The following is a 25,289-nucleotide window of genomic DNA, read 5'->3' as shown; positions in this document are numbered from 1 at the left end:
CTGTTAGCCTGCCTAAGAATTCCGCTTCCTATTCATGATAAAAAAACAGCACCGGCACATGTCCGGTACTGTAAGAGTTGTTTATTTTCCTGCCGCGGCCCGTTCTACGGCTGCTGATACGGCCTGATGCACGTCCGCATCCAAAGGCTGAGGCACGAGATCGCCGTGTTTTGTGCAAGAGGCGATGGCTTCTGCGGCCGCCACAAGCATTTCATGGTCGATTTTCTTGCTTTTGGCGTTCAGCGCGCCGCGGAAAATCCCCGGGAAGCCGAGAACATTATTGACCGAGCGGCCGTCGGCTGCATAAGCGGCTCCGGCTTGTAATGCGTCTTCCGGTTCAATCTCCGGCTTCGGATTAGATAAGGCCAGAATGACATGTCCTTTTCTGACATCCTCTTTTTTAATGAGACCCGGAACTCCGGTGGTGCTGATCACAATGTCACACGTGTCCATTAAATCTTTGATGCTTCCAAGCGGCTGACCTCCGTACTGAGCGAGGCGGTTCATTGCGTCTTCTGACTTGTCCGTTCCGCAGACCGCTTTGACCCCGTATGCCATAAACATCCGGCAGATGGCGACGCCTGCCGCGCCGAGACCGATCTGTCCGACCTTCGCTTCTTTTAAATCAAGACCGGCGCTTTTACAAGCGGAAATGGCGGCGGCGAGCGTGACGACCGCCGTGCCGTGCTGATCATCGTGCATAACCGGAATATCCAGTTCTTCTTTCAGGCGGTCTTCAATGTCAAAGCAGTGAGGCGAACCGATATCTTCAAGCAGTATTCCGCTGAACCCCGGAGAAATATGTTTTACCGTGCGAATAATTTCTTCCGGATCAGAGGTATCAAGCAAAATCGGAATTCCGCTGATACCCGCCAGCTGGTCAAAAAGCGCGGCTTTCCCTTCCATTACAGGCATTCCGGCGACAGAACCGATATTGCCGAGGCCGAGAATCGCCGTGCCGTCGGTGACAATGGCGACAGAATTGCTGATTGTCGTATAGATGGACGCTTTTTCAGGCTCGTTTTCAATCAGTCGGCACACATCGGCGACGCCCGGTGTATAAACACGGCCAAGCTCAGCCAATGTCCGGATCGGCATTTTGCTTTTCATTTGAATTTTGCCGCCTTCATGAGCAGAGAGCACTTCATCTGAGACTGTATGAAGCCGGATGCCTTCACCGAGAGCTTCAATGGCTTGAATGATTTCCTGCAGCTGCTCCTCATTTTCGGCCTGCACCGTGATGTTGCGCATTGTGTAGTTCGGGCCGACTTTAACGGTTTCAACTTCCCCGATATCTCCGCCCATCACTCCGATGGCGGTTGCCACTTTTCCGAGATTTCCGGGAACAGTCGGCGTTTCAATCATTAACGTCCGAATCATATGCTTTGTAATCATGAAATGAACCTCCTAACCCAATTTTTGAGATTGCAAGGATTTTTCTTTCGTGTACCAAATGAATTTCCCCGTGTATCCGTACAATATTGCCAGTCCGATAGATACAAAACTGAGCCACATGAACGGCAGATATGAAAATGTGGATACGCCGAGAATGCCGGCCATATAGATGCCGTTATCAGACCACGGCACCATCCCTGAAGTAAGCGTTCCGCCCACCTCTGCGTTCCGGGATAAAACTCTTCTGTCAAGTTTCAGTTTATCATAACTGTTCTCCATGATTTTCGGCGTCAGGATCAATGACACGTACATCGCACAGCCGAAAATGTTTCCTAAAAGGGCGACGATCAATGTCGAAAGCGTCACATTTCCCGGTGTGGTCAGCTTTTTCTCAAAAGTTGAGACAATCACTTTTAATACGCCGAGCTTCTCAAGAATACCTCCAAAACCGAGACCGAACAGGATAACGACTAACGTATCCAGCATACCGATAATGCCTCCGCGGTTTAACAGGCCGTTTAAAAATTCGACGTCCGTTTTAATAGAAAAACCATTATAAGCAGTCGCGATGGCACTGGCAAAATTCATTCCCTGAAAGACGGAAGCCCAGATTGCGCCAAGCAAAGCACCGATGATAATAACGGGCATAGACGGCTTTTTCAAAATCAGAAGGACAACGACGACAACAGCAGGAATGAGCATCCATATATGAATGTCAAACGTTTTCTGCAATGAAGATTTTAAAAATTCCACTTTGTCGAGATCAATATTTTTTCCGCCGTATATAAATCCCGTTACGGTAAATAGAATGGCCGTAATAATATAGGACGGAATTGACAGATACATCATCGCTCTGACGTGTGACAGCACATCCACCTTAGAAAGCGTGGAGGCAAGCACCGTACTGTCAGACAGCGGTGAAAGCTTGTCTCCGAAGTAAGCGCCGGACAAAACGGCTCCCGCTACGATCGGAAGCGGTATACCCATTCCCTCTCCGATGGCAATCATGGCGATTCCCGCGGTTCCCACGGTTCCCCACGATGTTCCGGTCGCAACGGACATAACGGAACAGATAACCAGTGTAGCCAGAAGGAAAATATGAGGATTAATAAACTCTAAACCATAATAAATTAACGTCGGCACAACGCCGCCGGCAATCCATGTCCCGATGAGCGCACCGACCGAAACGAGAATCAACACCGCTTCAAGACCGTTTGATATCCCGGTGACAATCGAATCCTGCAAGTCTTTATATGAATATCCCAGCCTGACTCCGAGAATAATAGCGAAAAACCAGGATATTAATAGAGCTAGCTGGATCGGCAGGTCTAAAAACACTGTGAACGATAAGACAAGTGCTAAAAACCCGAATAATAAGATAATAATTTCCAATAAATTTGGCAATCTGACCTCTTTCACAAGAAAATCCCCCTAGAAGAAAAAAGCTAAAACGCTTTCATCAAATGATATAACAAATTATACTATACTGCCTCATCCCTTTGTATGGCAACCGCCTATTCACTGAAAAACGTGAAAAGGCGGCTGTTGTTGCTTTAAAATTTATTTTTCTAATAGATCTTTTCCGGCAATCCCCGGTTTTGTCATTTCATACGGATTCAAAATGATATCCAATTCTTCTTCTGTCAGTACATCATTTTGAAGGCAGAGATCTCTTACAGATTGCCCCGTCATGATGGCTTCACGGGCAATTCGCGCAGCCGCTTCATAGCCGAGGTGCGGATTGACCGCTGTAATGACGCCGACGCTTTTTTCCACGTATTGCTTCAGACGTTTTTCGTTGGCTTCAATTCCCGCCAGACAATGATCGGTAAATGAACGGAACCCGTTATTCATGATGCTGATGGATTGAAGCAGGTTAAATACGAGTACCGGCTCCATTACGTTAAGCTCCAGCTGGCCCGCTTCTGAAGCGAGGCAGATCGTATTGTCATTCCCGATGACCTGGAAGGCGATTTGGTTGATCAGCTCTGCCATTACAGGGTTGACTTTCCCAGGCATAATGGATGATCCCGGCTGACGGGCGGGCAGTGAAATTTCCGCAAGTCCCGCGCGCGGACCTGAAGCCATTAAGCGCAGATCGTTGGCGATTTTAGACATGTTCATCATGCATACTTTCAACGCGGCTGAAACTTCCGTATACGCATCAGTGTTTTGTGTGGCGTCAACCAAATGGCCGGCGCCGACAAGCGGCAGTCCGCTGATGTCAGCCAGATGCTTTACAACCTGTTCTATGTAGCGCGGATCGGCATTAAGCCCCGTCCCTACGGCCGTTGCCCCCATGTTGACTTCATACAGATGCTGGCGGGATTGTTTAATTCGCTTTATGTCACGCTCGAGCACGCGGCTGTATGCTTCAAATTCCTGTCCGAGACGGATCGGCACAGCGTCCTGAAGGTGTGTGCGTCCCATTTTAATGACAGAATCAAATTGTTTCGCTTTATCCTTAAAGACACTCAGCATATGCGCCATCGTATCAAGGAGCTTATCCAAAAGTTTTAAGGTGGAAATATGGATTGCCGTCGGGAACACGTCGTTCGTCGATTGTGACATGTTGACGTGTGTGTTCGGGCTGAGGTGAATGTATTCACCTTTTTTATGGCCCATGATTTCAAGGGCCCTGTTGCCGATTACTTCGTTGGCATTCATGTTCATGGACGTTCCGGCTCCCCCTTGGATCGGATCGACGATGAATTGGTCATGCCATTTCCCCTCAAGGATCTCGTCTGCGGCCTGGACAATCGCATTTCCGATTCCTTCATACAGCCGTTTTACATCCATGTTGGCAAGCGCCGCCGCTTTTTTGACGATGGCGAGCGCATTAATCATCTCTTCGTGGATGCGGTAGCCGGTAATCGGAAAGTTTTCTTTCGCGCGCAGCGTTTGGATTCCGTAATACACATCAGCTTCAATTTGTTTTTCTCCGAGGAAATCTTTTTCCTGACGATATTCTTTTTGCGCGTTTGTCATGCTAAAACCCTACTTTCTCTTTGTGGTAGTCATGTTTTTACAGTACAACGTCGTCTGCGATCGGTGTCTCCATAATGTTTTTGACTTCAGCCAAGTTGTGAGACTGGCCGAGCGCCCACATTAATTTCGGCACGATGGCTTCCGTGTTCATATTTCTGGAGCGGATAATGAGATCTTGATTGACTCTTCGGCCGACTTCATAGACGCTCATGTCCTCTCCTTCTTCAAGACATTGTGTCGTAATGACGACGACAATGCCGCTTTCAATCATTTCATTGACTTTGGCGAGAATGTCTCTTCCTTCAAACGGCACGCCGCCGCTGCCGTAGCTTTCAATGACGATCCCTTTGTACATGCCCTTTAATGCGTCAAACATTTCCGGTTTCAGCCCCGGGTGGAGCTTGAGCAGGCACACGTCCGTGCAAAGTGAGGTATTGACCGTAAAGGCATCGTCTTTTGGCATGTGCACTTGTTTGTTGTATTCAATTCCGTTTTCGGTAATAAACGCGATATACGGATAGTTAATGCTCTCAAATGCATCATAGCTTTTCGTTCTTAATTTAATGGCGCGTGTGCCTTGAATGACTCTGCCGTCAAATACGACGTATACGCCGCCCACCCCTTCACATGCGAAGCGGATCGCGTCTGTGATATTTTTTTTGGCATCGGTTTTTTGAAATGTAATCGGAATTTGCGAACCCGTAATGACGATCGGTTTATCAGCATGCTGAAGCATATAAGACAGTGCCGCTGATGTATACGCCATTGTGTCTGTCCCGTGCGTAATGACGAACCCGTCATATGCGTCATATTTTTCTTTGACAGCATTTGCGATTTCGGCCCAGTATTCAGGCTGCATATTTGTGCTGTCGATGTTCATTAACGAATGGGTTTCCATCGTGTAATCGTTATCAAGTTTTGATACGTAGGTTAACAATTCGTCTGCTTTCACCCCGGGTGCAAGCCCGTTTTCTCCTTCGACTGAGGCGATTGTTCCTCCGGTTGTTAACAGCAATAATTTTTTCATACCCTGCACCTCTTCATCCATTTCTCAAGATGTGTTAAGCATTCGCTTTTCGCATACTTTTAATCAAATTATAGACAGACGATTGAAATTAATCAAGTGATTATTATTCAATTCGCGTACACTTTTGCATATCGATATGATATAATTTGCTCAAGTGAAAAGGAGCGGTTTTGAATATGAATTTAGATCGTTTAACTGAACTGAGAAAAAAGAAAAATTGGTCTCTTCAATATACGGCTGACCGTCTCGGCATCGCCAAAAGCACGTACGCCGGGTATGAATCAGGATACCGGCGTCCGTCATTCGAGGCGCTGGGCACGCTTGCCGATCTGTTTGACACGACGTGCGACGATTTACTGGGGCGCACTGAAAAAAAGGCGGAGCCGTTTACCCAGACCATCGAATTAACAAACGCCGCACAAGGCCGCGGCACACTGACCGTTGACGGACAGCCGCTGAATCAGGATGAAATCATCGAATTGATTGCGTTTGTCCGCACGAAAAAGAAGGTGCAGGAGGAGCTCCGCTAAAATCCGGCTTTTACGGCTTGATTCTGCCGTACGTCCCTCCGCCCCCGGCCTCAAGGACGAGCTGCCCGGTGCGCGCTTTATGAATGACAGCCGCTATTTTAGGCTGGACGACATGCGCCAATTCCTCTTCTTGCGCCTGATGAAGAATCGCCATCTCCGTCCCGAAAGCCCGCTTCAGTTTGTCTAACGTTTTCGGCCCGACCCCCGGAATGAACTGCAGCGGGATTTGATGAATATACGGCGGCCGCGGCACGCGGCTTTTTTTCGGGCCGCTCAGTTCCTCCAGCCGTTCACTGACCCCTTTTGTCATAGTTTTCCCCCCGCACTCCGGACAGGCGGAAGCTCCTTTTTCAACCGGGCTGCCGCAGCGGTCGCAAGCCGTCCGGTAATACTTCCCGAGCTTCGGGTTCAGCCCGTAATTCGCCGTGATTTTTCTTCCGTCCTTCCCTTTTAAAGCCAGCGAAAATTCCGTGAAATTCGCTTCTTTAAGAAGCATTTCATTATATTCTCTGCCGATTTTTCCTAAGGAATGCGCATCAGAATTTGTTAAAAATGTATACGGATCAAGTTCCGTTACCCGCGAAGCCATGTCGGTGTCGCAGCTTAATCCGAGTTCCGCCGCATCAATGAGCGCCGGGTCGAAAACTTCTGTCAAAGAAGATATGACCCCTTTTCCGTACAGGCTTTTATGCGGGGTGAACATATGGGCGGGAATAAACAGCCCGCCCAATTCCTTTGTTTTCCTTTGAAGATTCAAACCGGTTTCATAAATGCGCTGGGAACTGAGATGGATATTTTTAAGCCTTTTTGCGAGCCACTCAGAAAACATCTTCATTTCGGCAAGAGACGGCATAAAGACGAGAACGTGAATCGGCCCGCGGCATGTGTGATCATAGATTTCAAGCTCACTGCCCAACAGAAGCGTCGTATTCCGATACCGGATGCCGCCTTCTTTCAGCTCACGGTATCTGCTTTCATCAATTCCGCGCTCGATTTCTTCTATGACTTCCGGGGAATGGCAGTCGATGATGCCCAATAGTTCAATTCCCTTCCCCTCACTGGCCTCTTCTAAAATCCGATGCAGCGTCAACGTTTTGGCCCCGGTGATTTTGACCGGTTTTCCCGTATAGGTGCGGCCGATATGAATATGCAGATCCGCATAGATGGTTTTCATCATTTTTCCTTCAGCGCTTCTTTCAGCTGGAGATACTGAATCGCGTACGCCGTTTTTGCGTCATACACCCTGCGGGATTCAATCAGCTTCACGGCCTCTTCAAGCGTGACCTGCATGACTTCGACAAATTCATCCTCATCCAGTTCGCGCTTTTCTTCCAGCGGCGAAAGCCCTTCCGCAAGAAAGAGATGCACGATTTCATCAGCAAACCCGGGTGATGTATAAAAAGCGGTGATTTTCGTCAAGGTTTCCGCCGTATATCCCGTTTCTTCCTCTAGCTCTCTTAACGCCGTATGTTCCGGCTCTTCTCCCTTTTCAAGCTTACCGGCCGGAATTTCAACGATTGTCCGTTCCAGCGGCTTTCTGAACTGGTTCACCAAAATGATTTTTCCTTCTTCGGTCACCGCGAGTACGGCCACCGCTCCCGGATGTTTGACGATTTCCCGCTTGCTTGTTTTTCCGTTCGGGAGCTCTACATCCTCTAAGTAAAGATCTATGACTTTCCCGTCATACAGCTTTTTTTTCGCAAGTGTTTTTTCTTCTAAATGTTTCATCATGTCATCTCCCGTTCTGTCTCTCTATTATGCCTCATATATTTTATCATACATGCATGAGAGGGAGGTGCTTTTCGATTGAAGGTGTACCGGAAGGATAAAAGTATCGTATTGGTCGGAAAGGCGTGGGAAGTGCGGGCTAAACTGAAAGAATACGGACGGACATTCCGCTATGTCGGAGATTGGATCACCGGGCCTTAACAGTTGAAAACTTCGCGCCTTTATATTACGGTCAATAAAAGACTATAAAAAGGAGCGAAACGATGAGAAAACGCACACTGGGACATTCTGATTTAGAAATAAGCGAAATCGGGCTCGGCTGTATGTCGCTGGGCACGGATAAAGCTGAAGCGCTGTCTATTTTGGATGAAGCGATCGAGCTTGGAATCAATTATTTAGATACCGCTGATCTTTATGATTTCGGCAGAAATGAGGAAATTGTCGGGGAGGCCGTCAAAAACCGCAGGGACGACATCATTTTAGCCACGAAAGCCGGAAACCGCTGGAATGATGATAAAGACGGCTGGCATTGGGACGCCTCCAAAGGATACATAAAAGAAGCGGTCAAAAACAGTCTGCGCCGGCTGAAAACGGACTATATCGACCTTTATCAGCTGCATGGCGGCACGATGGAAGATCATATTGACGAAACGATCGAAGCGTTTGAGGACTTAAAACAGGAAGGCGTCATCCGGTATTACGGCATTTCCTCGATTCGTCCGAATGTCATTAAAGAATATGTAAAAAAATCAAATATCTCAAGCGTTATGATGCAATACAGCCTGCTGGACCGGCGTCCTGAGGAGTGGCTTCCCCTTTTAGAGGAGAACGGAATCAGCGTAGTCGCCAGAGGGCCTGTCGCTAAAGGGCTTCTTACGGAAAAACCGCTTGATCAAGCAGCCGCAAGCGTAAAAGAGAACGGCTATTTAACATATTCTTTTGCAGAACTGGAAGAAACCAAAAAAGCGATCGGCGCTGCCGCACCTGACTTGAGCATGACGGAGCTTTCCCTTCAATACTTACTGTCACAGCCGGCCGTCGCTTCTGTCATCACCGGAGCCAGCTCACTTGAGCAGCTGAGAGAAAATTGTTCGGCTGCAGAGGCCCGGCGTTTAAGCAGCCAGGAAATCAAAGCCCTGCAATACCATACAAAACGGGACGTATACGAAGCCCATCGTTCTTAAACAATAAAACCGGCACCTTGTCAGATGCCGGTTTATTTATATTTGTGCCAATCGAGACTGCTTTCATTCAGCAGCTCTTCAAAGCTTTTATGTTTTTCTTTTTCTTTTCGCTTTCTGATTTGTTCCGCTTTTTGCTGCGCCTGTTTTTTCTCGTCTTCTTCCTTCAGCTCACTTTTCATTTGCAAAAGCCTGGCCTTCAGATCTTCCTCCAGATCGTCTTTTAAGCTGTGTTTTTCTTTAGGCAGCTGCTTTTTCATCATTACGCCCCCCGTATCTGAATATGGTGAAGCAAGTGTACCACGGAGCGCCGGCGGCCGGCAACGTTCACGGTCCCAAAAAGCCGGAGGAAGGATTTTTCATATGAAAGGAGGGTGCCTGTGTGAAAAAATGGCTGGCGGTGTTCGGTTCGGCTTGCGCAGTCTTTTTGGCTGCCGGATTCGCTTTTACGAATCTGATTATGTTTATGAAGAAAAAGACGGATGAAGATATCATGAAAAAAGAAACGGCGGACGGGCATGATAGATTTGATTCCTTTCAGGCCATGGAAAAAGAAGAGGCCGTCATCCTGTCACGCCACGGGTATGAGATCAAAGGCTTTTACGTCGCCCCGCATCATACGGCAAACGCCATGATTATTTGTCACGGCGTTACCGTAAATTCGTTCAATTCATTGAAATACATGGATTTATTTTTAGATTCAGGCTGGAATGTGCTCGTATATGACCACCGCGGGCACGGAAAAAGCGGCGGCAGAACGACGAGCTACGGCTATTTTGAAAAAGATGATTTGGAAGAAGCCGTGAATTGGGTGAGACACAAAACGGGAGACGGCGGTCAAATCGGCATCCACGGGGAATCGATGGGAGCGGTGACGGCCTTATTATACGCGGGCGGGCATCAGGATGAAAAAGGCGCTGATTTTTATATTGCGGACTGTCCGTTCGCAAGCTTTCGCGATCAGCTCGCCTACAGACTGAAGCGGGAGTTCCGGCTGCCTCCGTGGCCGCTTCTGCCTTTGGCTGATTTCTTTTTGCGGATGAGAGAAGGATACCGTATCCGTGATGTATCGCCTCTATCGGTTATCAGCCGAATCCGGCAGCCCGTGCTGTTTATTCACAGTAAGGAAGATGATTATATACCTCCCGCTTCTTCCGAATTGCTGCACCGCAGAAAACGCGGACCGAAGATGCTCTATCTGGCCGAATCGGGCGGGCATGCCATGTCGTACACCAAAAATCCGGAGAGCTACCGCAAAGCCGTTCAAACCTTTTTAGATACCATGACGCAAACGTAAAAAAGCGAAAGAACGTATGCTGGTTCTTTCGCTTTCCCGTCATAAAACGTCGGTAATCCCGTCCATATTTTCTCCGATCCAGTCAATGGCGAGGTCGATTGTCGTAAACTCCTGCGCTTTGAAGGTCATCTCATCCTGAAGCAGCCAGACATCCTTCTGAACGGATTCAGCGCCTCCGATGGACCAGTGCAGCAGACTGTACGGGTGGTTGTTGTTCAGAAAGGATACCCACGTTTTATGCTGTGCCGTCTGTTTAATGGCTTTCAGCTTTTGATTCACTTTCTGTTTCTCCCTGCTTTACTAATATGCTCATTCTCGGGCTCAGCATCTCTGCCGGGCTTTTTAAGACGAGCGTTTTTGCCTTTTCATTGTAATCGATTGTCATTTCCTCGTCAAAAAACACTTTTTGTGAGGTCTGGATGTAAAGCGGAAGTCCGTTGGTTTCAATGGCTTCGCATTGTCCCGTTAATTCGTCCGCCAGCCAGATGGTCGGCACGCCGCTCACCGCGCACCCGCAGCCTTCTGCGTCATAGCGGAGCTGCGCTTTTTTCCCCGGGTTGGCGTCCATCGTCTGCTGAAGTGTGTGTTTCGCCGCATCCGTCACATGTATTTGCATAGATGATCCTCCGTTTTTCATTTTCGCCATTGTAGCATACCGAGCCGCTGTATGCATTGTTTCTGCTTTCTTTACAGCAGCCCGCTCTCCCAGTCCTTTGCCTCTTGTTCAGCCGCCTTGATCCAGTCATTTTTCCCTTCACTGTACTTTGCCGTATCGTACGGGTATGCCTTAGCGAGCCGCCGTTTCAGTTCCATGTATTGAGCCGCTTTTTCAGGCTTTTCAGTGAGGTAATCCCGGAACAGCAGATGGCGCTTCACATCCGGATGGCCTGTTTCGTATATGTGGACGTGGTGTGTGCGCTTGCTGCCGCCTTTTTGAAAGAAACGCCGGCCCTCTATCCCGTTTTCCCCTTGCGCCTCATAGCCGAGTGCTTCCAGCTGCGGGCTGAATCGGTCAGCATCTGAAATATCTTTGACCTCCGCCAGTATATCGATAACGGGTTTTGCGGCCATTCCCGGGATGGAGGTGCTGCCGATATGGCTGACAGAATGAAGTGCGGGGCCGAAGATTCGGATCAAGTCCGCCTTCTCTCTTTCAAACATCTCTTTCCATTCCGGCTTGTACGGAACAACTTCCGCTTTCCTCTTCGGATAAAGATGAAAAAACGAGAGGGTCAGCCCTTCCGGCGTCTCTGTCTGTCCGGCTTCTGTGAAGCCGGTTTTTAAATAGAGAGAGACTGCCGGAACGTTTTGACTGGCGGTAGCCGCCTCTATTTTTTGGGCGTCCCGGTTTTGGTCGATCACAAATTGAATAAGCGCCCGTCCGATTCCTTTCCGAAAGCCGGACGGGTGCACCGTCAGCCTGCATATGACAAGGTCATATCCCTTTTTTTCATACGAAATGACGCCTGCAAGCTGATCTTTCTCCTTGAAACCGGCAAACGTCTCCCGTGACCGCTGTATGTCACCGGGTGTTTCATGCAGGGCTGGAATGCCGAAAAAGCCGATCAGCTCGGCTTCTTTTTGATAAGAGCAGCGTTGAACCGCCGCAATTTCCCGCGCCGTCTGTTCTTGTGTATGCCGTAAAAATGTAATCAATCTTCCGCCCCTTTTGACGCAAACATCCGCTGTGACTCCGTCTTCGTAATGCGGACCGCGTACGCTTCATACCAGGCGCTTTTTCCTTTTTGTTTTGCCGCCCGGTGGTCAGTATGGTCTTTCCACCTTTTAATCGCCTCCAGGCTGTCCCAGTAGGAAACCGTGATGCCGCAGCCGTTTTCCTCCCGAACGCTTTCCGCGCCTAAAAAGCCCGGCTGTCCGCCTGCCAAATTCATCATGCGCTCTGCCGTATGCTCATATTCCTCATCATATTTTCCCTTTATTGATGAAAAAATGACCGCATAATAGGGCGGTTTGGGCGTGTCAGCTAAAAAACCCATATTCATCCCCCTCTACATATATTTCACAAACAGAATTCTGTCTTCTCCCGGACCGTCATAATTCGCAAAAACAGGGATTCCGTTTACGGTTTTGGTTCCTTTTTCAACTTCAAAGCCTAATTTTGTATGATAAGCGATTGATACTTTATTCACGGGCGCCGTCACGCAATTGACTTTTGTGCAGCCCCTTTTTTTCACCGTCTCCATAAATCGATCGTAGAGCTGTTTTCCAATTTGCATTTTTCTGAAATCCGGATGCACACCGGAAAAATGAATGTAGGCTGTCTCAGGGTCTGATTGTGACTGAAAACCGATTAAAAAACCGGTCATTCCCTCCGGCCCGTACGTGATAAAGCTCGTGTCCTGAAAATGTTCAAAAAACAAGCGCGGCAGTTTGTCTTTCATCTGCCTGCCGCCCCACCATTCATTCAAAACAGACGTAACCATTTCATAGTCTTCAGAGGTAATTGTTCGAATATCCATTATCGATTGACTCTCCTTTTCGTCCGGCAAAATGAATGTCAGCTCTTCTCATTGGAATATAAAAAATTATATGTGGGTTGTTTGCAATTGTAAATGATTTCTTTTCAAGCAAACGAATCAGCACGTCTTCCAGCCGGGGAATGATTTACCAGTATAAACGTGATCATTGTTCGGGTACAATGAAAAACAGAACAAACGTTCCCGGAGGTTTTTTTATGGCTGATATTCTTCTTGTTGATATGCAATCGTTTTATGCGTCTGTGGAAAAAGCGGAAGCGCCTCATCTCAAAAGCCGGCCCGTGATTGTCTCGGGAGATCCCGAAAGACGCAGCGGCGTCGTGCTTGCGGCTTGTCCGCTCGCCAAACGATACGGCGTAAAAAATGCCGAACGGCTGTGGGAAGCGCAGGCCAAATGTCCCGACGCCGTTATTGTCCGTCCGCGGATGCAGCGGTATATTGATGTATCCGTCATGATTACCGAACTGTTTGAACGGTATACCGATCTTGTAGAACCCTACTCCATCGATGAGCAGTTTCTCGACGTGACCGGAAGCAAGCGGCTGTTCGGTGATCCTTTTACAATTGCCGAAAGCATTCAACAAGCGATCATGCGTGAATTCGGAATTTATGCCCGTGTCGGCATCGGGCCGAATAAGGCGCTCGCGAAAATGGCTTGCGACCATTTTGCCAAAAAAAACGCATCCGGCATCCACAGATTGGATATGTCAAATATCAGGGAGGATCTGTGGCCGCTGCCGGTCGGAAAATTATTCGGCATCGGAAAACGGATGGAGCATCATTTAAGACGGATGGGCATCAGCACAATCGGCGGGCTTGCCGGGCACCCCGCCGAACTGCTGAAAAAACGCTGGGGCATTAACGGCGAATTGCTTCAGCGGACAGCCCGCGGCATCGATCCCTCTCCGGTCACCGTCAACACGCACAGCCGGCAAAAAGCGATCGGCCATAACATGACCCTCCCGAGAGACTACAGCCGCTTTGAGGATATCAAAGTCGTGCTGTTGGAGTTAAGCGAAGAAGTGGCCCGCCGCGCCCGTTTCAAACAATACATCGGCCATACGGTTTCGGTCAGCATCAGAGGCGCTGATTTTGAATTCCCTTCAGGTTTTCACAGACAGAGAAAGCTGGTCTCTCCGACTAATTTCGGAATGGATATTTTTAAAGCGGCGGTCAAGCTCTTCAAAGAGCATTGGAACGGTGAGCCCGTCCGCAGCGCCGGCGTCTCCCTTTCCCAGCTGGAGCCCTGTGATTATGTTCAGCTGAGCCTGTTTGATGCTCAGGAAAAAAAGATCAGTCTCGGCAAAGTATTGGATGATATTCATGAGCGGTACGGCCCTGCGTCGCTCCTCCATGCCGCTTCGCTGACAGAGGCCGGCCAAGCCTTTCACCGGGCTGAAAAAATCGGCGGGCATTACAAATAATTGAGGTGATATACATGAATCTGAACAAATTAACACCCGGGTATAATGTCATGTGGGAATCAAGCCGGATGATGCTGCCCGAACATCGGGAGCAGCTGCTTGCAAAAAAACGAAAAGAACGGGAATTCCGGCCTCCGGAACTGAGCGCAGAGCAACTGAACGACATGAACCGCATCATTGCGGCGTCGATTGAAGAAGACAGAGCCATCTCGGTCACCTATGCTTCAGCACGCGGCCCCCGCCGCTTTTGGGGATGGGTGAAACAAGTGAGGCATGACGAAAAACGTTTAAAAATCATAAACGATGAAGATGCGTTAACGCTGCCGTTTCATCTTATTCTCTCGGCTGAACTGGAATAAAAGCCTAAATCGTCCTGACAGAAAATATGATAGAAGAGTGGGAGGATCACATGATATTTAGTAGAATAAAGATGAATGACAAGAATAGGAGAATATATGATGGATCAATTTATAGAAAAAATGCTGGGACAAGCCCTCCGCCAGTATGGACGGAATGTGTCGACAGATCCGCTGAGCCCCTATGAAAAACAGAGTTTAAAAAAAGCTTTAGAAGAAAGAAGGAATGAAGAACCCGATGAGGATCTCCATGCCCATGTAGAAGATATTATCTATGATTACGTCACCAATCAGGGGCAGTTTTCCTGACACGGACGTTTATGCACCGGGCGATAAGGGAAACGTCCGAGAGTAAACCCTTAAAGATTGCGTGGTGCAGGATATGCCTGTCGGGCCTTATTTCAAGATCGGCTATGCCGTTCTTCTGTTATTTCTCATCATTTATCTTGGAACATTAATAGACTTTTTGTTCCAGCCTGTTGTGATTACGTTTAAAACCTTGTTTCCGCCCATTGTATTATCGGGCGTCCTTTACTATTTGTGCCGCCCGCTCGTCAGAGTGCTGCATGCGAAATTAAAGCTGCCCCAAGGAATCGCGATTTTAGCGATTTATGCGGGAACAGCCGGCCTTTTTGTCCTCTTCCTGTATACGGCGGGCCCTGCCGTTCAAAAACAGTTTACAGCCTTCACAGATCATATTCCGGAGCTTTCCGCAAAAGCTGAAAATTGGATCGGACACCTTCAGGACAGCAAATGGTTTTCCAGGCTTCAGCATGGGGATTCCTTTAAAAAATTAGCGGACAAAGCCGCAAATTATTCCGGTTCAATCGCTGATTCTCTCAGCAGTCTGGCCGGTACGGCTGCCAATGCCGCCATCACCGCAGCCATTATTCCGTTTGCGCTGTATTACATGTTAAAAGAAGGAAATAAAGCCCCCCGGCGACTGCTGCGGCTTCTTCCGGAAAAACATCAAAAAGAAGGAAAACAAATCCTTCGGGACATGGATGAAGCTCTCAGTTCATACATACAAGGACAGCTGCTCGTCAGTTTCTGTGTCGGCGTTCTCGTCACAATCGGCTATTTTATCATCGGGCTCGATTATCCGCTCGTTCTGGGCGCGTTCGCCATGGTGACAAATCTGATTCCGTTTATCGGGCCTTGGATCGGCACATTTCCCGGAGTCATTGTCGGATTGTTCGATTCACCGACCGAGGCGGTGCTGGTGATTACGGTCGTCGTCATTGTCCAGCAGCTTGAAAGCCAGCTGATTTCCCCGCAAATTATGGGACGGAAGCTGGACATTCACCCGCTGACCATTATTTTTCTTCTGCTTGCCGCCGGCAAATTCTCAGGAATTGCCGGGATGCTGCTGGCCATTCCGGGATATGCGGCCGCAAAAGTGGTCATAAGCCACATGCAGAAACTATTCATTCTCAGAAAAAAACAAAGCTAGGAGAGAAATGATTCATCCCCCATGTCTTCACATCGGTTAAAATGAAAAAACGGCGGGCTGAAGAAGCCCGCCGCACACGGAGGTAAAAAAGATGAACATCGGTGATGTCATTTTTCAATTGATTTCATTTATTGCAGCCGCATTTTTCCTGCTTGCCGTGATATACGTATTCAGAAGCTTGAAGCAGCGCCGCATACAATTGGACAGAATCGAAAAGAAACTCGACGCGCTGCGCGAAGAAAAAAACGAGAAGTTATAGTTCATTCAGAGGCAGGCGCAGCCAGCTCCACCTTTATCCGATCCGGGTCCTCCGTGTATACGGCGTAATGCGTGCTTCCGCCTGCATATGGATGGCGGTCCCTGTAAAGCACGGGGCATCCTCTGGCAAGCAGCTTTTCCGTCATCTCGTCAACCTGCTCTCTTGACGCAGCATGAAAAGCCAGATGGTTCAGCCCGACCCGGCATCTGTGGTACTCCGGTGTTAAAAAACGCTCCTCTGTCTGTACAAGCACAACATAAAATCCTGCGTTTTTCCAGCTGATGCCGGCGTCCCAATTTTGAAACTCCCTATAACCGAGCTCACCTAAAAACCATCCCCAAAACCGGGCGGAGGCTTTCAAGTCAGATACATACAATTCAATATGATGCATCATAATATTCGCTTCCTCCTCACATCACACCCGCCTTACCAGCACCTCTTCAACTTTATGGCCGTCACCTTTCCTCAAAATCAAATCCGATCTGAATTTTGTCGGCAGGATATTTTCATACAGATTCGGACGGTTGACGCTCTCCCAAATCGAGGCGGCCATGGTATCCGCTTCTGCATCAGACAAATCCTTAAATTTATGAAAATAAGAAGCCGGATCCTGAAAAGCGGTTTCTCTTAAGAGGCGGAAACGCTCCAAATACCACGTGAAAATCCGGCTTTCTTCGGCATCCACATAGATCGAAAAATCAAAGAAATCCGATACAAAAATCCGCGGATCTTCCCTGTCGTCCTCTAAGGTCGGCGACTGCAGGACATTGATTCCTTCGATAATAACGATATCCGCACCTTCGACAACCTCGACGGCGCCCTCTTCCCTGTCATAGGTAAGGTGGGAGTATACGGGCGCCTCCACTCTCTCTTTCCCTGACTTTATATCGTTCAGAAACTCAAGCAGCGCTTTCACGTCGTAGCTTTCCGGGAATCCCTTTCTGGACAGAAGGTTTTTCCTTTTTAATTCCGCCGTCGGATACAAGAAACCGTCGGTTGTCACCAGGCTCACCTTCGGCCTGTCCGGCAGACGGGAAAGAAGCTTTTGCAAAATTCTCGCCGTCGTGCTTTTGCCGACGGCGACGCTGCCCGCGATTCCGATGATAAACGGGATTTTCGCTGAATGCGGATGTTTCAGAAACACGTTGACATGCTGATTCCGTCTTGCGGCAGACGTGACATGAAGATGGAGCAGTCGCACAAGCGGAATATAAATCGTTTCTACTTCTTCCACCGACAGGTAGTCATTCAGCCCCTCTACGGCCTTGGCTTCTTCCTCCGAAACGGCAATGGAAAGATGGCCGCCGAATCCGGCCCACGACTCGCGGCTGTGCTGCGTATACAATGTATGTAAGTTCAATTCTTTACTTTTCACAATTCACACCAATCTCTCTGTATGGCTTTCCGATTAAAAAACAAACGCTTACAAAGATTGTAACGGAAAACCGCCTCACTGTCTGCCCATTTTTTTCACAAATGAGGAACCGATCCGGCTGTACTCTTCCATTTCCTCCTTGGGAACCATGCTTCCGCCGGTGCTCCACACAAGGTGCACGGCATTTTCCATCTCAAGCCCCCGCTCTTTTGTATAACGGTTACCGGCTTCGGTCTGAACGAACTTGACGGCTCCGGCCATACCGGCGAGTGCAGAGGGTTCAAGGCTCTTATTCTCGGCCGCTCTTAATTGATAAAGCAGCGAAAAAAGCGTGCCGTCATCAGCGGTATAACAGCCGCTGAGTACAGGCTCCATCAGAGGGCCGGCCAGTCCGGACGGCCTTCCTACCGCAAGTCCGTCGGCGGCTGTTTGATTATCAAGGCCGATATCCTGCACGCTGATTCCGTCATGCAAGCCGGAAAACAGTCCTAACAGCATACAGGGTGAATGCGTCGGCTCACCGAAAAAAATATGGACATGCTCGCCATAGATCAGCTTTAGCGCAAGCGCGACGCCGCCCGGGCCTCCTCCGACCCCGCACGGCAAATAAACGAAAAGCGGTTCATCTGCACCCGGCTTTATGTTCATTTGATCGAGCTGCTTTTTCACACGGCTTCCCGCAACGGCATACCCCAGAAACAGATCCCGGGAATGCTCATCATCAATAAAATAACAATAAGGGTCCTGCTTCGCCTGCATGCGCCCCTCTTTGACAGCCAGACTGTAGTCTGCTTCATATTCGATGACGCGAACCCCCTTTTCCCGGAGCAGCTCCTTTTTCCACTGCTTTGCGTCACTGGACATATGAACGGTCACACAAAAGCCGAGCTTCGCGCCGATTATGCCGATACTCAGACCTAAATTGCCCGTAGAACCGACGGCTATAGAGTATTTTGAGAAAAAAGCGGTAAACCGTTCCTCAGTCAATATGCTGTAATCATCGTCTGCTGAGAGCATTCCCGCTTTTAAAGCGAGATCTTCAGCATGCTTCAGCACTTCATAAATCCCGCCGCGCGCTTTAATAGAACCGGAAATCGGAAGTTCATTGTCGCATTTCAAAAGCAGACGCCCGGGGAAAGCCTGAGCGGCGCTTTGTTCCAGACGCTTTTTCATTTCATTGATGAAGACAAGCGGAGACTCAATGAGGCCTCCCGCCGCTTCCGTCTCCGGAAAAGCCGACGCGATATAAGGCGCAAACCGGCGCAGCCTTTCTTCCGCTTCGGCAATCTCCTTTTTCCATTCAGCGCCATTCTTTACTGGATCATCGGTTTTATGCGGGTTAATCCAAAATACTTCACGCGCCTCCGCCATTTGCCTGACTAAAGGCTCTGTCATCAATGCCTTGTGTATATCCCGGTCGGACATTCCTTTCTCCCCCTTGTTACTTTTTCTTTAATGCGCGGCCGGCCAGTTTTTCTGTAAACGAAGGGAAAAGCTGATACAGCTTCGTCCCGAGGCTCATCCATCGCGGAAGATTCATTTCCCGTTTATCCGTCAGAATCACGGATGTAATACGCTCTGCCACATGGTCGGCATCAAGCATCCATCTGCCGACGCTTTTCACATAACCGCCCTCTTTATCTGCAATTGTAAAGAAGTCTGTTTTGATCGGACCGGGATTAACCGTTGTCACGGCTACACCCGTACCGGCCAGCTCAAGCCGCAGCGCATTGGAATACCCTAAAACGGCGTGTTTCGTAGCGGAATAAAGGCTTGATTTCGGCGTCGCCAATTTGCCGGCCTGTGAGGCGATATTGATAATATGGCCGCTTTTCGCATGAAGCATCACCGGAAGACAGGCCTTCGTACAGGCGATTAATCCGAAGACGTTCACTTCAAACATCGCCCTCATATCCTCCAAAGATGAATCAGCGGCCGTTTCAAAAATGCCGAAGCCGGCGTTGTTGATTAATACGTCAACATGACCGATCAAACGCCTTACGTTTTCAGCCTCTTCTGCATGCCGGACGTCAAACGGAATGACATCACACTGTCCGCCGCGCGCGGTAATCGTTTTTTTCACTTCCTGCAAGCGGTCCTCCCGCCTGGCGGATAAAAAAACATGAGCCCCTTCTGCCGCGCAGGAATATGCAAGCCGTTCTCCGAGTCCGCCGGATGCTCCGGTGATCCAAATCCGCTTATCCGTTAATCTGCCCATTTCCTTCACCCCTTCACAGCTTTAAACATCAGAGTATTTCCCGACTGAAAGGATTCAGCCTCCCCTTTTGCAGCCAGTACGTCAAGATGGCCGATCGTTTCTGACATCGTTAAAAACAATTCATTTTCATACACAGCCGGAAACAGCCGCCGGCATACCTGGAAAGCCGTCAGCGTTTCCTCTGACAACAGGCGCAGCACATATTCCGACCGGTTTCTCTGTTTTTCAAGCCGCCTGTCAAAAGCAGGCTTTACGTCCGTCACCAGATCGCCGTGTCCCGGATATAAAAGGGACGGGTTTACGTCATACAGCCGCTTCATTGAGTTCAAGTAGTCGAGCATCGGGGCCGCGCGCACGCCCCCCTTTTCCGGAGCTTCCAGAATCGGATTGGTGGAGCTGTTGGACAAAAGCAGATCGCCGCTGAACATTTCACCGCTTTTTTCATGGTAGAGCGCAATGTGAGAAGCGGCATGACCCGGGATTTCGAGCACCGTCCAGCCGTTAAGCCCGTCGATTTTCCCGCCTTCTTCCACTGTTTTCGTTAACGGACGGTTTGCAGAAAATAAGTACGACAGCTTAACTGTTTTCTGTATGTCTTCAGGCGTCAGGGGAACGCCCATTTCAGTCATAAGCGACAGAAAAAAGTCCTCCTGCCGGGCGATATACGACTGATCCTGAGTAATGTACCTGTCATTCAGCGGATGCCCGATCACTTCCGTATCCTCGGAAAAAAGGTGCAGCAGACCTGAATGATCTGCGTGATGATGAGTGAGCACCACCTGTTCTATATCCGCCGCAGAAACGCCGTGTTCCTTAAGCTGAAATGAGAGCGATTCAGCCGCTTCCTTTGTATTCGGGCCGCAGTCAATAAGGGTTAAGGCTTCATCTTTTATTAAATAAACGATAACGTCGCCGACTGCAAACGGAGTCGGCACACGTATCGGAATGATCTTTCTCGCTGCCATGTTTACGCTCCTTCGTTCTTTTCATTCCTGAATAATCATATTTTAGCGTTTTCTTTTCACTGTGTCATTATTGCGCATATCGGAAAAAAAGATTGACATCCCGCTCTTTCGCATAGCATAATGAACAACAAACTAGAAAACACGGAACGCGATGACGAGGAACTAGTATATAAACAACGGCAGCAGAGAGCAATGTCCCCGGCTGAAAGACATTGCGGCCCTCTTGTTTACAGAACCTGCCCTCAGAGCGGTTAGGAAAACCTAAACGTATCCCTCGTTACGGGATTTGAGCTGAGCACGGCTGATTCGTGCTAATGTAAGGTGGTACCGCGAAACCTTTTCGTCCTTTTTGACGGGAAGGTTTTTTTGTGTTTTAGAAGAAGGAGGATTTATATGAAGAAAATCGGTTTTATCGGGGCCGGATCAATGGCGGAAGCAATGGTGAACGGACTGCTGCAAAGCGGAATGACAGCCCCCGGACATATATATATGACAAACCGGTCAAATGACAGCCGGCTTGAAGAGCTCCAAAAAACGTACGGAGTGAAACCGTGCCGGGATAAAGAAGAGTTTTTCAGCAATACCGACATTATTGTTCTCGCCTTTAAACCGAAAGATGCGGCAGAAAGCATTGAGAACATTCGCGAATACGTGAAAGATCAGCTTGTGATTTCTGTCATCGCGGGGCTGACGATTCACACGATTCAGCAATATTTCGGCAGAAAGCTCACCATCATCCGGGCGATGCCGAATACATCCGCGGCCATTCAGCAATCGGCGACCGGTTTTTCCGCAAGCTCTGAGGCGAGTGAAGCTGAAATCCGGACGGCAAAAGAGCTTCTGGAAACAATCGGAGAAGCGACGCTCTTTGAAGAAAAACACCTTGATGCCGTCACAGCCATTGCCGGAAGCGGTCCCGCCTATGTGTACCGGTATGTGGAAGCGATGGAAAAGGCCGCCCTTCAAGCCGGCCTGCCGGAAGAAACGGCAAAAGAGCTGATTTTACAAACCATGGCCGGGGCGACGGAAATGCTCAGAACAAGCAGCAAACGGCCTGAACGCCTGCGCAAGGAAATCACAAGCCCGGGCGGCACGACTGAAGCAGGCCTTCGCGCATTAGACGAGCGCCGCTTTGAAGAAGCCATCATGCACTGCATCGCAAAAACCGCAGCCCGGAGCGCCGAAATTAAAGAACAATTCGCAGGCTCCGTTCTGCAAAAGACGGACCAGTCATAAAGCATGGGGCATCCCATGCTTTTTTCATTCTGTTTAACTGCCGTATAAGCGGCTGATTCTCTCTTTTACTTCAGGAAGATGGAATGTGGCTTCGTGCATGTTTACCTCTTCCTCAACCGCTTTTGTCAGCTCTCTTTTGATCCGTGCGGTCACATTGGTTTTCAGCGCAACCAGTGAGGCTCTCGGTTTATCCGCCAGCAGCCGGGCCAATTCGCGGCCTCTTTGAAGGGCGTCTTTTTTCGGCAGCACTTCAAACGGAACACCCCGTTTTTCCAGAGCGGCGCCGCTGAAATTCGCGGCCGTAAACAGCATTTCTTCCCCGAGGACAATTCCCAGTTTTTCAGGCACAATATACGTCGCGCCCATTCCCGGTGTAAATCCGTACTTCATATAATTACAAGAATAAAAACTCTCTCTGCTTAAAATGACGAAATCCGAGCTCAGACCGATCGTAAAGCCGGCTCCGATCGCATGCCCCTGCATGACGGAAATCACAGGGATCCTGCAATCCAATAAAAGACTGTGAAGCTTTAAATCTGTAAATTGAAGCTTTCCGCTCTGAATGGTCAAAAGCCCCTCCTGCGTTCCTCCCGTGCAGAAATAATTTCCGTAACCCGTCAGAAGGACAGTTTTATAGGACGGATGGGCATTGATGTCTTGGAATACCCGGTGCAGCTCTCTTACAAACTCTTCTGACAGCCCGTTTTTCCCGGCCGTATCCTGCATTGTGACCTGCACAATGCCCGGTTCTGTTTCCTGTACATCAATCATTGGATTCATGTGTATTCTCCGTTTCTTTAAAAATACTCAAGCCTTTCCGGCTCTTATACTAGGTCGTCCATTCATACTTTCTGTGAAACTCTTTTATTTCAGTCAGCACTAATCGCGTTTTTCCTTGATGCGCATTCGGGATGTCTGCTGCGGGCGCGGCATTTCTTGTGCCGAATTTTACGATGCCGCTGTCTTGGAGCAGCCGGTCATAATCAGTCATCGATAAACGGACGCGTTCATCCAAATGCCGGCTGATCTGAAATTGATTCTGCCGCGCACGGCTTTGCGGCATAACGACACCGCTGTAAAATTCAGAGCAGCAGCCCGAACCGTATGAAAAACAGCCGACGCGTTTCGGCGTTTCAAAAGAGCCGTTATCAATCGTGCTGGCAAGAGATAAAAATACGGTGGCCCCCATGATGTTGCCGACGCGCTGACAGTATTGAATCCCAGGCAGCACGCGTTGCTGAAAATCCGCTTCAATGTCCTGCGGCTTAGCCTTTGCCAATTTTCTCATCATCGTCCGATGCGCTCCTTTTACCATTCCGCCAAACGGAGTATGAAAAGAAAGGTATTGAAATGTATTCTTATAATCCGCCCCGCTCACACGCTTTCGGTATTCCTGAAATGAATTTTCACAGCAATCCAAATAAGACATGAGCGACAGATCAGCATCCCCCGCTTCACTATCCGGAATCGGGCGGCAGGTATCCATGACTTCATACCCGTAATACCCGCTTGCACCTTGATCAAGCAAAAAGACATGAGGGGTGCTGCTGACTAAAAGCGCGACAGCTCCCGCCCCCGCACTCGGTTCGGCATAGGACCATTCCTCCGTCAACGCGTCACCGCCTTCAGCCACTAAAAAGCGGGAAATATCCGTTCCGATGATGAGCGCTTTCGCTCCCGGCGATGTTTGCGACAAGATGAAATTCACGCCCATTTGAAACCCGGCCGTTAAAGAATAGCAAGCCTGCTTCACCTCAAATAACCGGCAATTCCGCTTCAGCTGCAAATAATCATGGACATATGTACTGATGGATTTGCCAAAATCAATCCCGGATTCCGTACAGGTAATGACCATTTCAATCTGATTCCGTTCCTCTTCTGACAGAGAATCGATAATCGGTTTTGCGGCATTTACGGCGAACGTAATCGGATCTTCAAACGGAAGCGCCACCACTTTTTCTTTCATCAGCAGGTTCTCAAACCTTTTTTTATCCAGGTTCCGATGTTCCGCAAGCTCCATGACGTCTACATACGCGGTTCCGCCAAACACGTTCATTGCTTCGATTCCTACATTCATTTCTCCAAGCCCCCAGAGTAAAGAGGCTTCCCGTGAAGCCTCTTTTATTTTTTCGTTCAAAACTCAACAAGCAGCCTGTCAACGCCGTGAAATACAGGGCTCGGAACCAGATTCGGCTCTTGATCCTCAGTAAAACGCCATGCGGGCATCTGTTCAAAAAAGTGGGAAAGTGCGATTTTCGCTTCAAGCCGGGCCAGCGGCGCTCCTAAGCAATAATGGCTGCCCTGACCGAATGACAGGTGCTGATTCGGCTTTCGTCCCAAGTCAATCTGATCGGCATTTTCAAACTTCTTTTCATCTCTGTTCGCCGATCCAATCCACGCATATACTTTTTCTCCGGCCGGAATCGTTTTTCCGCCAATCTCGCTCTCAACCGCGGTGTAGCGGGTTACCCGCTGAATGGAAGGTCTGAGGCGGATGACTTCCTCAATAAAGTCAGGAAGGAGCGCCTTATTTTCAAGCAGCCGGGGCAGAATATGCGGGAACTCCTTGAGACTGAGAAATGAATTTCCGATCACATTTTCCGTCGTTACGTGCCCCGCGACGATCAACAAGCCGCAAAAACCGATTAATTGCTTGTCTGACAGCGGCTCTCCGTCTAAATCAGCTGAAATTAAATGGCTGATTAAATCATTTTGCGGCTGTTTTCTCCGCTGTAAAATAAACTGCATAAAGTATCCGATCATCTGCTTTTGCACTTCATTCATTTTCTTTTCATCTTTTACATTCTGGCTTTGGTCGACCCAGCTTTTAAAGATATCCCTGTCTTTCGGAGGAAATCCTAAAAGCTCTGCGATCACGATAATCGGAAGCGGAAATGCGTAATCTTCAATAATGTCCATCCTGCCTTTTGAACGGACGGCCTGAAGCAGGTCATCAGCGATCGCGGCTATACGCGGTGCAAGAGACTCAACCGATTTCGGCATGAACGGCTGATTGACCAATTTTCTGAAGACGGTGTGTTCAGGCGGGTCCATTTTCAAAAGGCTGTCTTTGTTAATATGCCGGATCATTTTTTCCTGCTTGTCCGCACTTAAGTATTTATGATCGGAAGAAAAATGACTGTAGTCAGAAATCACCCGCTTCACTTCATCATAGGTGAAGATTTCCCAGCAATCTTCCTTTTCATTGTAATGAACGGGAGAGGTTTCTCTCATCGTTTGGTACCACTTGTACGGCTGCTGCTGTCTGATTTTTGTTAAACTGGTCATTTTCATTCCTCCAAGATGTGTCCAAGATTTGAAATGACCCGCCAAAGCTTACGAGTAAACCCGGCGGGCGG

General features: G+C 48.8%; 30 protein-coding genes. 10 read left to right on the top strand and 20 right to left on the bottom strand.

Annotated features, from left to right (window positions below; genetic code table 11):
- Positions 1-81: 81 nt before the first annotated feature.
- The 4 genes from AC2CGA_RS00170 to AC2CGA_RS00155 form a co-directional block, all read right to left on the bottom strand.
- Positions 82-1,395 (bottom strand): NAD-dependent malic enzyme, encoded by a 1,314-nt coding sequence (locus AC2CGA_RS00170; RefSeq protein ID WP_014305342.1) that lies wholly within the window; start codon positions 1,393-1,395, stop codon positions 82-84.
- Between the two features lie 12 nt (positions 1,396-1,407).
- Positions 1,408-2,814 (bottom strand): Na+/H+ antiporter NhaC, encoded by a 1,407-nt coding sequence (gene nhaC, locus AC2CGA_RS00165; protein ID WP_139885581.1) that lies wholly within the window; start codon positions 2,812-2,814, stop codon positions 1,408-1,410.
- 141 nt (positions 2,815-2,955) lie between these two features.
- Positions 2,956-4,383: an aspartate ammonia-lyase gene (gene aspA / locus AC2CGA_RS00160; RefSeq protein ID WP_003153322.1), complete on the bottom strand. Its 1,428-nt coding sequence runs from the start codon at positions 4,381-4,383 to the stop codon at positions 2,956-2,958.
- Positions 4,384-4,420: 37 nt separating this feature from the next.
- Entirely contained in the window at positions 4,421-5,410 is a 990-nt protein-coding gene (locus tag AC2CGA_RS00155) for a type I asparaginase (RefSeq protein WP_003153321.1), read from the bottom strand.
- Between the two features lie 176 nt (positions 5,411-5,586).
- Here AC2CGA_RS00155 and AC2CGA_RS00150 point away from each other — a divergent pair, with 176 nt between their 5' ends.
- Positions 5,587-5,940, top strand: a complete 354-nt coding sequence (locus AC2CGA_RS00150) for a helix-turn-helix domain-containing protein (RefSeq protein WP_003153320.1) — start codon at positions 5,587-5,589, stop codon at positions 5,938-5,940.
- Positions 5,941-5,950: 10 nt separating this feature from the next.
- On the opposite strand, the gene AC2CGA_RS00145 is transcribed toward AC2CGA_RS00150, so the two are convergent.
- Together AC2CGA_RS00145 and AC2CGA_RS00140 are read right to left on the bottom strand one after the other, a co-directional pair.
- Positions 5,951-7,114: a TIGR00375 family protein gene (locus AC2CGA_RS00145; protein WP_139885580.1), complete on the bottom strand. Its 1,164-nt coding sequence runs from the start codon at positions 7,112-7,114 to the stop codon at positions 5,951-5,953.
- On the bottom strand, positions 7,114-7,668 hold the full coding sequence (locus AC2CGA_RS00140; protein ID WP_003153317.1) for an NUDIX hydrolase: 555 nt from the start codon (positions 7,666-7,668) through the stop codon (positions 7,114-7,116). Before AC2CGA_RS00140 ends, AC2CGA_RS00145 begins: the two co-directional genes overlap by 1 nt.
- A 78-nt stretch (positions 7,669-7,746) precedes the next feature.
- On the opposite strand from AC2CGA_RS00140, the gene mciZ reads away from it, so the two are divergent.
- Together mciZ and AC2CGA_RS00130 are read left to right on the top strand one after the other, a co-directional pair.
- Complete coding sequence (gene mciZ / locus AC2CGA_RS00135; protein WP_003153315.1) at positions 7,747-7,869, top strand: Z-ring formation inhibitor MciZ; 123 nt, start codon at positions 7,747-7,749, stop codon at positions 7,867-7,869.
- A 62-nt stretch (positions 7,870-7,931) separates the two neighbouring features.
- The gene (locus tag AC2CGA_RS00130; protein ID WP_003153313.1) at positions 7,932-8,852 is read left to right on the top strand and encodes an aldo/keto reductase; all 921 of its coding nucleotides are present in this window, start codon (positions 7,932-7,934) and stop codon (positions 8,850-8,852) included.
- Between the two features lie 32 nt (positions 8,853-8,884).
- Here the strand turns inward: AC2CGA_RS00130 and AC2CGA_RS00125 are convergent, their stop codons facing one another.
- A complete protein-coding gene (locus AC2CGA_RS00125) occupies positions 8,885-9,109 on the bottom strand; it encodes a YqkE family protein (protein ID WP_007409396.1) in 225 nt (74 codons plus the stop codon).
- Positions 9,110-9,231: 122 nt separating this feature from the next.
- Here AC2CGA_RS00125 and AC2CGA_RS00120 point away from each other — a divergent pair, with 122 nt between their 5' ends.
- The gene (locus tag AC2CGA_RS00120) at positions 9,232-10,146 is read left to right on the top strand and encodes an alpha/beta hydrolase (protein ID WP_043867642.1); all 915 of its coding nucleotides are present in this window, start codon (positions 9,232-9,234) and stop codon (positions 10,144-10,146) included.
- 39 nt (positions 10,147-10,185) lie between these two features.
- On the opposite strand, the gene AC2CGA_RS00115 is transcribed toward AC2CGA_RS00120, so the two are convergent.
- From AC2CGA_RS00115 to AC2CGA_RS00095, 5 genes are all read right to left on the bottom strand, one after another.
- Positions 10,186-10,425, bottom strand: a complete 240-nt coding sequence (locus AC2CGA_RS00115; protein WP_003153307.1) for a DUF2552 family protein — start codon at positions 10,423-10,425, stop codon at positions 10,186-10,188.
- Complete coding sequence (locus AC2CGA_RS00110) at positions 10,400-10,762, bottom strand: iron-sulfur cluster biosynthesis family protein (RefSeq protein WP_057080505.1); 363 nt, start codon at positions 10,760-10,762, stop codon at positions 10,400-10,402. Before AC2CGA_RS00110 ends, AC2CGA_RS00115 begins: the two co-directional genes overlap by 26 nt.
- Before the next feature lie 71 nt (positions 10,763-10,833).
- Positions 10,834-11,802: a GNAT family N-acetyltransferase gene (locus tag AC2CGA_RS00105; RefSeq protein ID WP_014305347.1), complete on the bottom strand. Its 969-nt coding sequence runs from the start codon at positions 11,800-11,802 to the stop codon at positions 10,834-10,836.
- Positions 11,799-12,143, bottom strand: a complete 345-nt coding sequence (locus tag AC2CGA_RS00100) for an antibiotic biosynthesis monooxygenase family protein (protein WP_003153298.1) — start codon at positions 12,141-12,143, stop codon at positions 11,799-11,801. The genes AC2CGA_RS00105 and AC2CGA_RS00100 overlap by 4 nt, the downstream gene beginning before the upstream one ends.
- A 12-nt stretch (positions 12,144-12,155) precedes the next feature.
- Complete coding sequence (locus AC2CGA_RS00095; protein WP_003153297.1) at positions 12,156-12,626, bottom strand: GNAT family N-acetyltransferase; 471 nt, start codon at positions 12,624-12,626, stop codon at positions 12,156-12,158.
- Positions 12,627-12,841: 215 nt separating this feature from the next.
- On the opposite strand from AC2CGA_RS00095, the gene AC2CGA_RS00090 reads away from it, so the two are divergent.
- From AC2CGA_RS00090 to AC2CGA_RS00070, 5 genes are all read left to right on the top strand, one after another.
- Positions 12,842-14,068 (top strand): DNA polymerase IV, encoded by a 1,227-nt coding sequence (locus AC2CGA_RS00090; protein WP_063174304.1) that lies wholly within the window; start codon positions 12,842-12,844, stop codon positions 14,066-14,068.
- A gap of 14 nt (positions 14,069-14,082) precedes the next feature.
- The gene (locus AC2CGA_RS00085) at positions 14,083-14,427 is read left to right on the top strand and encodes a YolD-like family protein (protein ID WP_139885579.1); all 345 of its coding nucleotides are present in this window, start codon (positions 14,083-14,085) and stop codon (positions 14,425-14,427) included.
- 99 nt (positions 14,428-14,526) lie between these two features.
- On the top strand, positions 14,527-14,733 hold the full coding sequence (locus tag AC2CGA_RS00080; protein ID WP_003153294.1) for a YqzH family protein: 207 nt from the start codon (positions 14,527-14,529) through the stop codon (positions 14,731-14,733).
- Between the two features lie 73 nt (positions 14,734-14,806).
- Positions 14,807-15,877: an AI-2E family transporter gene (locus AC2CGA_RS00075; protein ID WP_139885578.1), complete on the top strand. Its 1,071-nt coding sequence runs from the start codon at positions 14,807-14,809 to the stop codon at positions 15,875-15,877.
- 91 nt (positions 15,878-15,968) lie between these two features.
- Positions 15,969-16,136 (top strand): DUF4083 family protein, encoded by a 168-nt coding sequence (locus tag AC2CGA_RS00070; protein ID WP_095324145.1) that lies wholly within the window; start codon positions 15,969-15,971, stop codon positions 16,134-16,136.
- Position 16,137: 1 nt separating this feature from the next.
- Here the strand turns inward: AC2CGA_RS00070 and AC2CGA_RS00065 are convergent, their stop codons facing one another.
- The 5 genes from AC2CGA_RS00065 to AC2CGA_RS00045 all read right to left on the bottom strand — a co-directional run bounded on the left by AC2CGA_RS00065 (position 16,138) and on the right by AC2CGA_RS00045 (position 20,694).
- On the bottom strand, positions 16,138-16,530 hold the full coding sequence (locus AC2CGA_RS00065; RefSeq protein WP_015388045.1) for a VOC family protein: 393 nt from the start codon (positions 16,528-16,530) through the stop codon (positions 16,138-16,140).
- Positions 16,531-16,551: 21 nt separating this feature from the next.
- Positions 16,552-17,511 carry a type I pantothenate kinase gene (gene coaA / locus AC2CGA_RS00060; RefSeq protein ID WP_003153290.1) on the bottom strand — a complete coding sequence of 320 codons (960 nt, stop codon included), beginning with the start codon at positions 17,509-17,511 and terminating at the stop codon, positions 16,552-16,554.
- 75 nt (positions 17,512-17,586) lie between these two features.
- Positions 17,587-18,936 (bottom strand): D-serine ammonia-lyase, encoded by a 1,350-nt coding sequence (dsdA, locus tag AC2CGA_RS00055; RefSeq protein ID WP_139885577.1) that lies wholly within the window; start codon positions 18,934-18,936, stop codon positions 17,587-17,589.
- A 16-nt stretch (positions 18,937-18,952) separates the two neighbouring features.
- Positions 18,953-19,729 (bottom strand): SDR family NAD(P)-dependent oxidoreductase, encoded by a 777-nt coding sequence (locus AC2CGA_RS00050; protein WP_063174307.1) that lies wholly within the window; start codon positions 19,727-19,729, stop codon positions 18,953-18,955.
- A gap of 5 nt (positions 19,730-19,734) precedes the next feature.
- Positions 19,735-20,694 (bottom strand): MBL fold metallo-hydrolase, encoded by a 960-nt coding sequence (locus AC2CGA_RS00045; protein WP_025852791.1) that lies wholly within the window; start codon positions 20,692-20,694, stop codon positions 19,735-19,737.
- 393 nt (positions 20,695-21,087) lie between these two features.
- Here AC2CGA_RS00045 and proC point away from each other — a divergent pair, with 393 nt between their 5' ends.
- Positions 21,088-21,930: a pyrroline-5-carboxylate reductase gene (proC, locus tag AC2CGA_RS00040; protein WP_014305355.1), complete on the top strand. Its 843-nt coding sequence runs from the start codon at positions 21,088-21,090 to the stop codon at positions 21,928-21,930.
- 33 nt (positions 21,931-21,963) lie between these two features.
- Here the strand turns inward: proC and AC2CGA_RS00035 are convergent, their stop codons facing one another.
- The 3 genes from AC2CGA_RS00035 to AC2CGA_RS00025 are packed head-to-tail and all read right to left on the bottom strand — an operon-like array spanning position 21,964 to position 25,218.
- Positions 21,964-22,710, bottom strand: coding sequence for a polyketide synthase (locus tag AC2CGA_RS00035; protein ID WP_014305356.1), 747 nt, complete (start codon positions 22,708-22,710; stop codon positions 21,964-21,966).
- 49 nt (positions 22,711-22,759) lie between these two features.
- On the bottom strand, positions 22,760-24,007 hold the full coding sequence (locus AC2CGA_RS00030) for a hydroxymethylglutaryl-CoA synthase family protein (RefSeq protein WP_003153278.1): 1,248 nt from the start codon (positions 24,005-24,007) through the stop codon (positions 22,760-22,762).
- Positions 24,008-24,063: 56 nt separating this feature from the next.
- A complete protein-coding gene (locus tag AC2CGA_RS00025) occupies positions 24,064-25,218 on the bottom strand; it encodes a cytochrome P450 (protein WP_003153276.1) in 1,155 nt (384 codons plus the stop codon).
- Positions 25,219-25,289 lie beyond the last annotated feature (71 nt).

The organism is Bacillus sp. SYZHCR11 (genome assembly GCF_057196865.1).
Note: the sequence above shows the minus strand (reverse complement) of the source record. Positions and strands in the feature narration are given on the sequence as shown.

Excerpts from the sequence above, each read along its gene's own strand:
- AC2CGA_RS00170 (WP_014305342.1), bottom strand. The coding sequence starts at position 1,395 with ATGATTACAAAGCATATGATTCGGACGTTAATGATTGAAACGCCGACT.
- aspA (WP_003153322.1), bottom strand. The coding sequence starts at position 4,383 with ATGACAAACGCGCAAAAAGAATATCGTCAGGAAAAAGATTTCCTCGGA.
- AC2CGA_RS00155 (WP_003153321.1), bottom strand. The coding sequence starts at position 5,410 with ATGAAAAAATTATTGCTGTTAACAACCGGAGGAACAATCGCCTCAGTC.
- AC2CGA_RS00150 (WP_003153320.1), top strand. The coding sequence starts at position 5,587 with ATGAATTTAGATCGTTTAACTGAACTGAGAAAAAAGAAAAATTGGTCT.
- AC2CGA_RS00145 (WP_139885580.1), bottom strand. The coding sequence starts at position 7,114 with ATGAAAACCATCTATGCGGATCTGCATATTCATATCGGCCGCACCTAT.
- AC2CGA_RS00140 (WP_003153317.1), bottom strand. The coding sequence starts at position 7,668 with ATGAAACATTTAGAAGAAAAAACACTTGCGAAAAAAAAGCTGTATGAC.
- AC2CGA_RS00130 (WP_003153313.1), top strand. The coding sequence starts at position 7,932 with ATGAGAAAACGCACACTGGGACATTCTGATTTAGAAATAAGCGAAATC.
- AC2CGA_RS00125 (WP_007409396.1), bottom strand. The coding sequence starts at position 9,109 with ATGAAAAAGCAGCTGCCTAAAGAAAAACACAGCTTAAAAGACGATCTG.
- AC2CGA_RS00110 (WP_057080505.1), bottom strand. The coding sequence starts at position 10,762 with ATGCAAATACATGTGACGGATGCGGCGAAACACACACTTCAGCAGACG.
- AC2CGA_RS00100 (WP_003153298.1), bottom strand. The coding sequence starts at position 12,143 with ATGGGTTTTTTAGCTGACACGCCCAAACCGCCCTATTATGCGGTCATT.
- AC2CGA_RS00095 (WP_003153297.1), bottom strand. The coding sequence starts at position 12,626 with ATGGATATTCGAACAATTACCTCTGAAGACTATGAAATGGTTACGTCT.
- AC2CGA_RS00090 (WP_063174304.1), top strand. The coding sequence starts at position 12,842 with ATGGCTGATATTCTTCTTGTTGATATGCAATCGTTTTATGCGTCTGTG.
- AC2CGA_RS00085 (WP_139885579.1), top strand. The coding sequence starts at position 14,083 with ATGAATCTGAACAAATTAACACCCGGGTATAATGTCATGTGGGAATCA.
- AC2CGA_RS00080 (WP_003153294.1), top strand. The coding sequence starts at position 14,527 with ATGGATCAATTTATAGAAAAAATGCTGGGACAAGCCCTCCGCCAGTAT.
- AC2CGA_RS00075 (WP_139885578.1), top strand. The coding sequence starts at position 14,807 with ATGCCTGTCGGGCCTTATTTCAAGATCGGCTATGCCGTTCTTCTGTTA.
- AC2CGA_RS00070 (WP_095324145.1), top strand. The coding sequence starts at position 15,969 with ATGAACATCGGTGATGTCATTTTTCAATTGATTTCATTTATTGCAGCC.
- AC2CGA_RS00065 (WP_015388045.1), bottom strand. The coding sequence starts at position 16,530 with ATGATGCATCATATTGAATTGTATGTATCTGACTTGAAAGCCTCCGCC.
- dsdA (WP_139885577.1), bottom strand. The coding sequence starts at position 18,936 with ATGTCCGACCGGGATATACACAAGGCATTGATGACAGAGCCTTTAGTC.
- AC2CGA_RS00050 (WP_063174307.1), bottom strand. The coding sequence starts at position 19,729 with ATGGGCAGATTAACGGATAAGCGGATTTGGATCACCGGAGCATCCGGC.
- AC2CGA_RS00045 (WP_025852791.1), bottom strand. The coding sequence starts at position 20,694 with ATGGCAGCGAGAAAGATCATTCCGATACGTGTGCCGACTCCGTTTGCA.
- proC (WP_014305355.1), top strand. The coding sequence starts at position 21,088 with ATGAAGAAAATCGGTTTTATCGGGGCCGGATCAATGGCGGAAGCAATG.
- AC2CGA_RS00035 (WP_014305356.1), bottom strand. The coding sequence starts at position 22,710 with ATGAATCCAATGATTGATGTACAGGAAACAGAACCGGGCATTGTGCAG.
- AC2CGA_RS00030 (WP_003153278.1), bottom strand. The coding sequence starts at position 24,007 with ATGAATGTAGGAATCGAAGCAATGAACGTGTTTGGCGGAACCGCGTAT.
- AC2CGA_RS00025 (WP_003153276.1), bottom strand. The coding sequence starts at position 25,218 with ATGACCAGTTTAACAAAAATCAGACAGCAGCAGCCGTACAAGTGGTAC.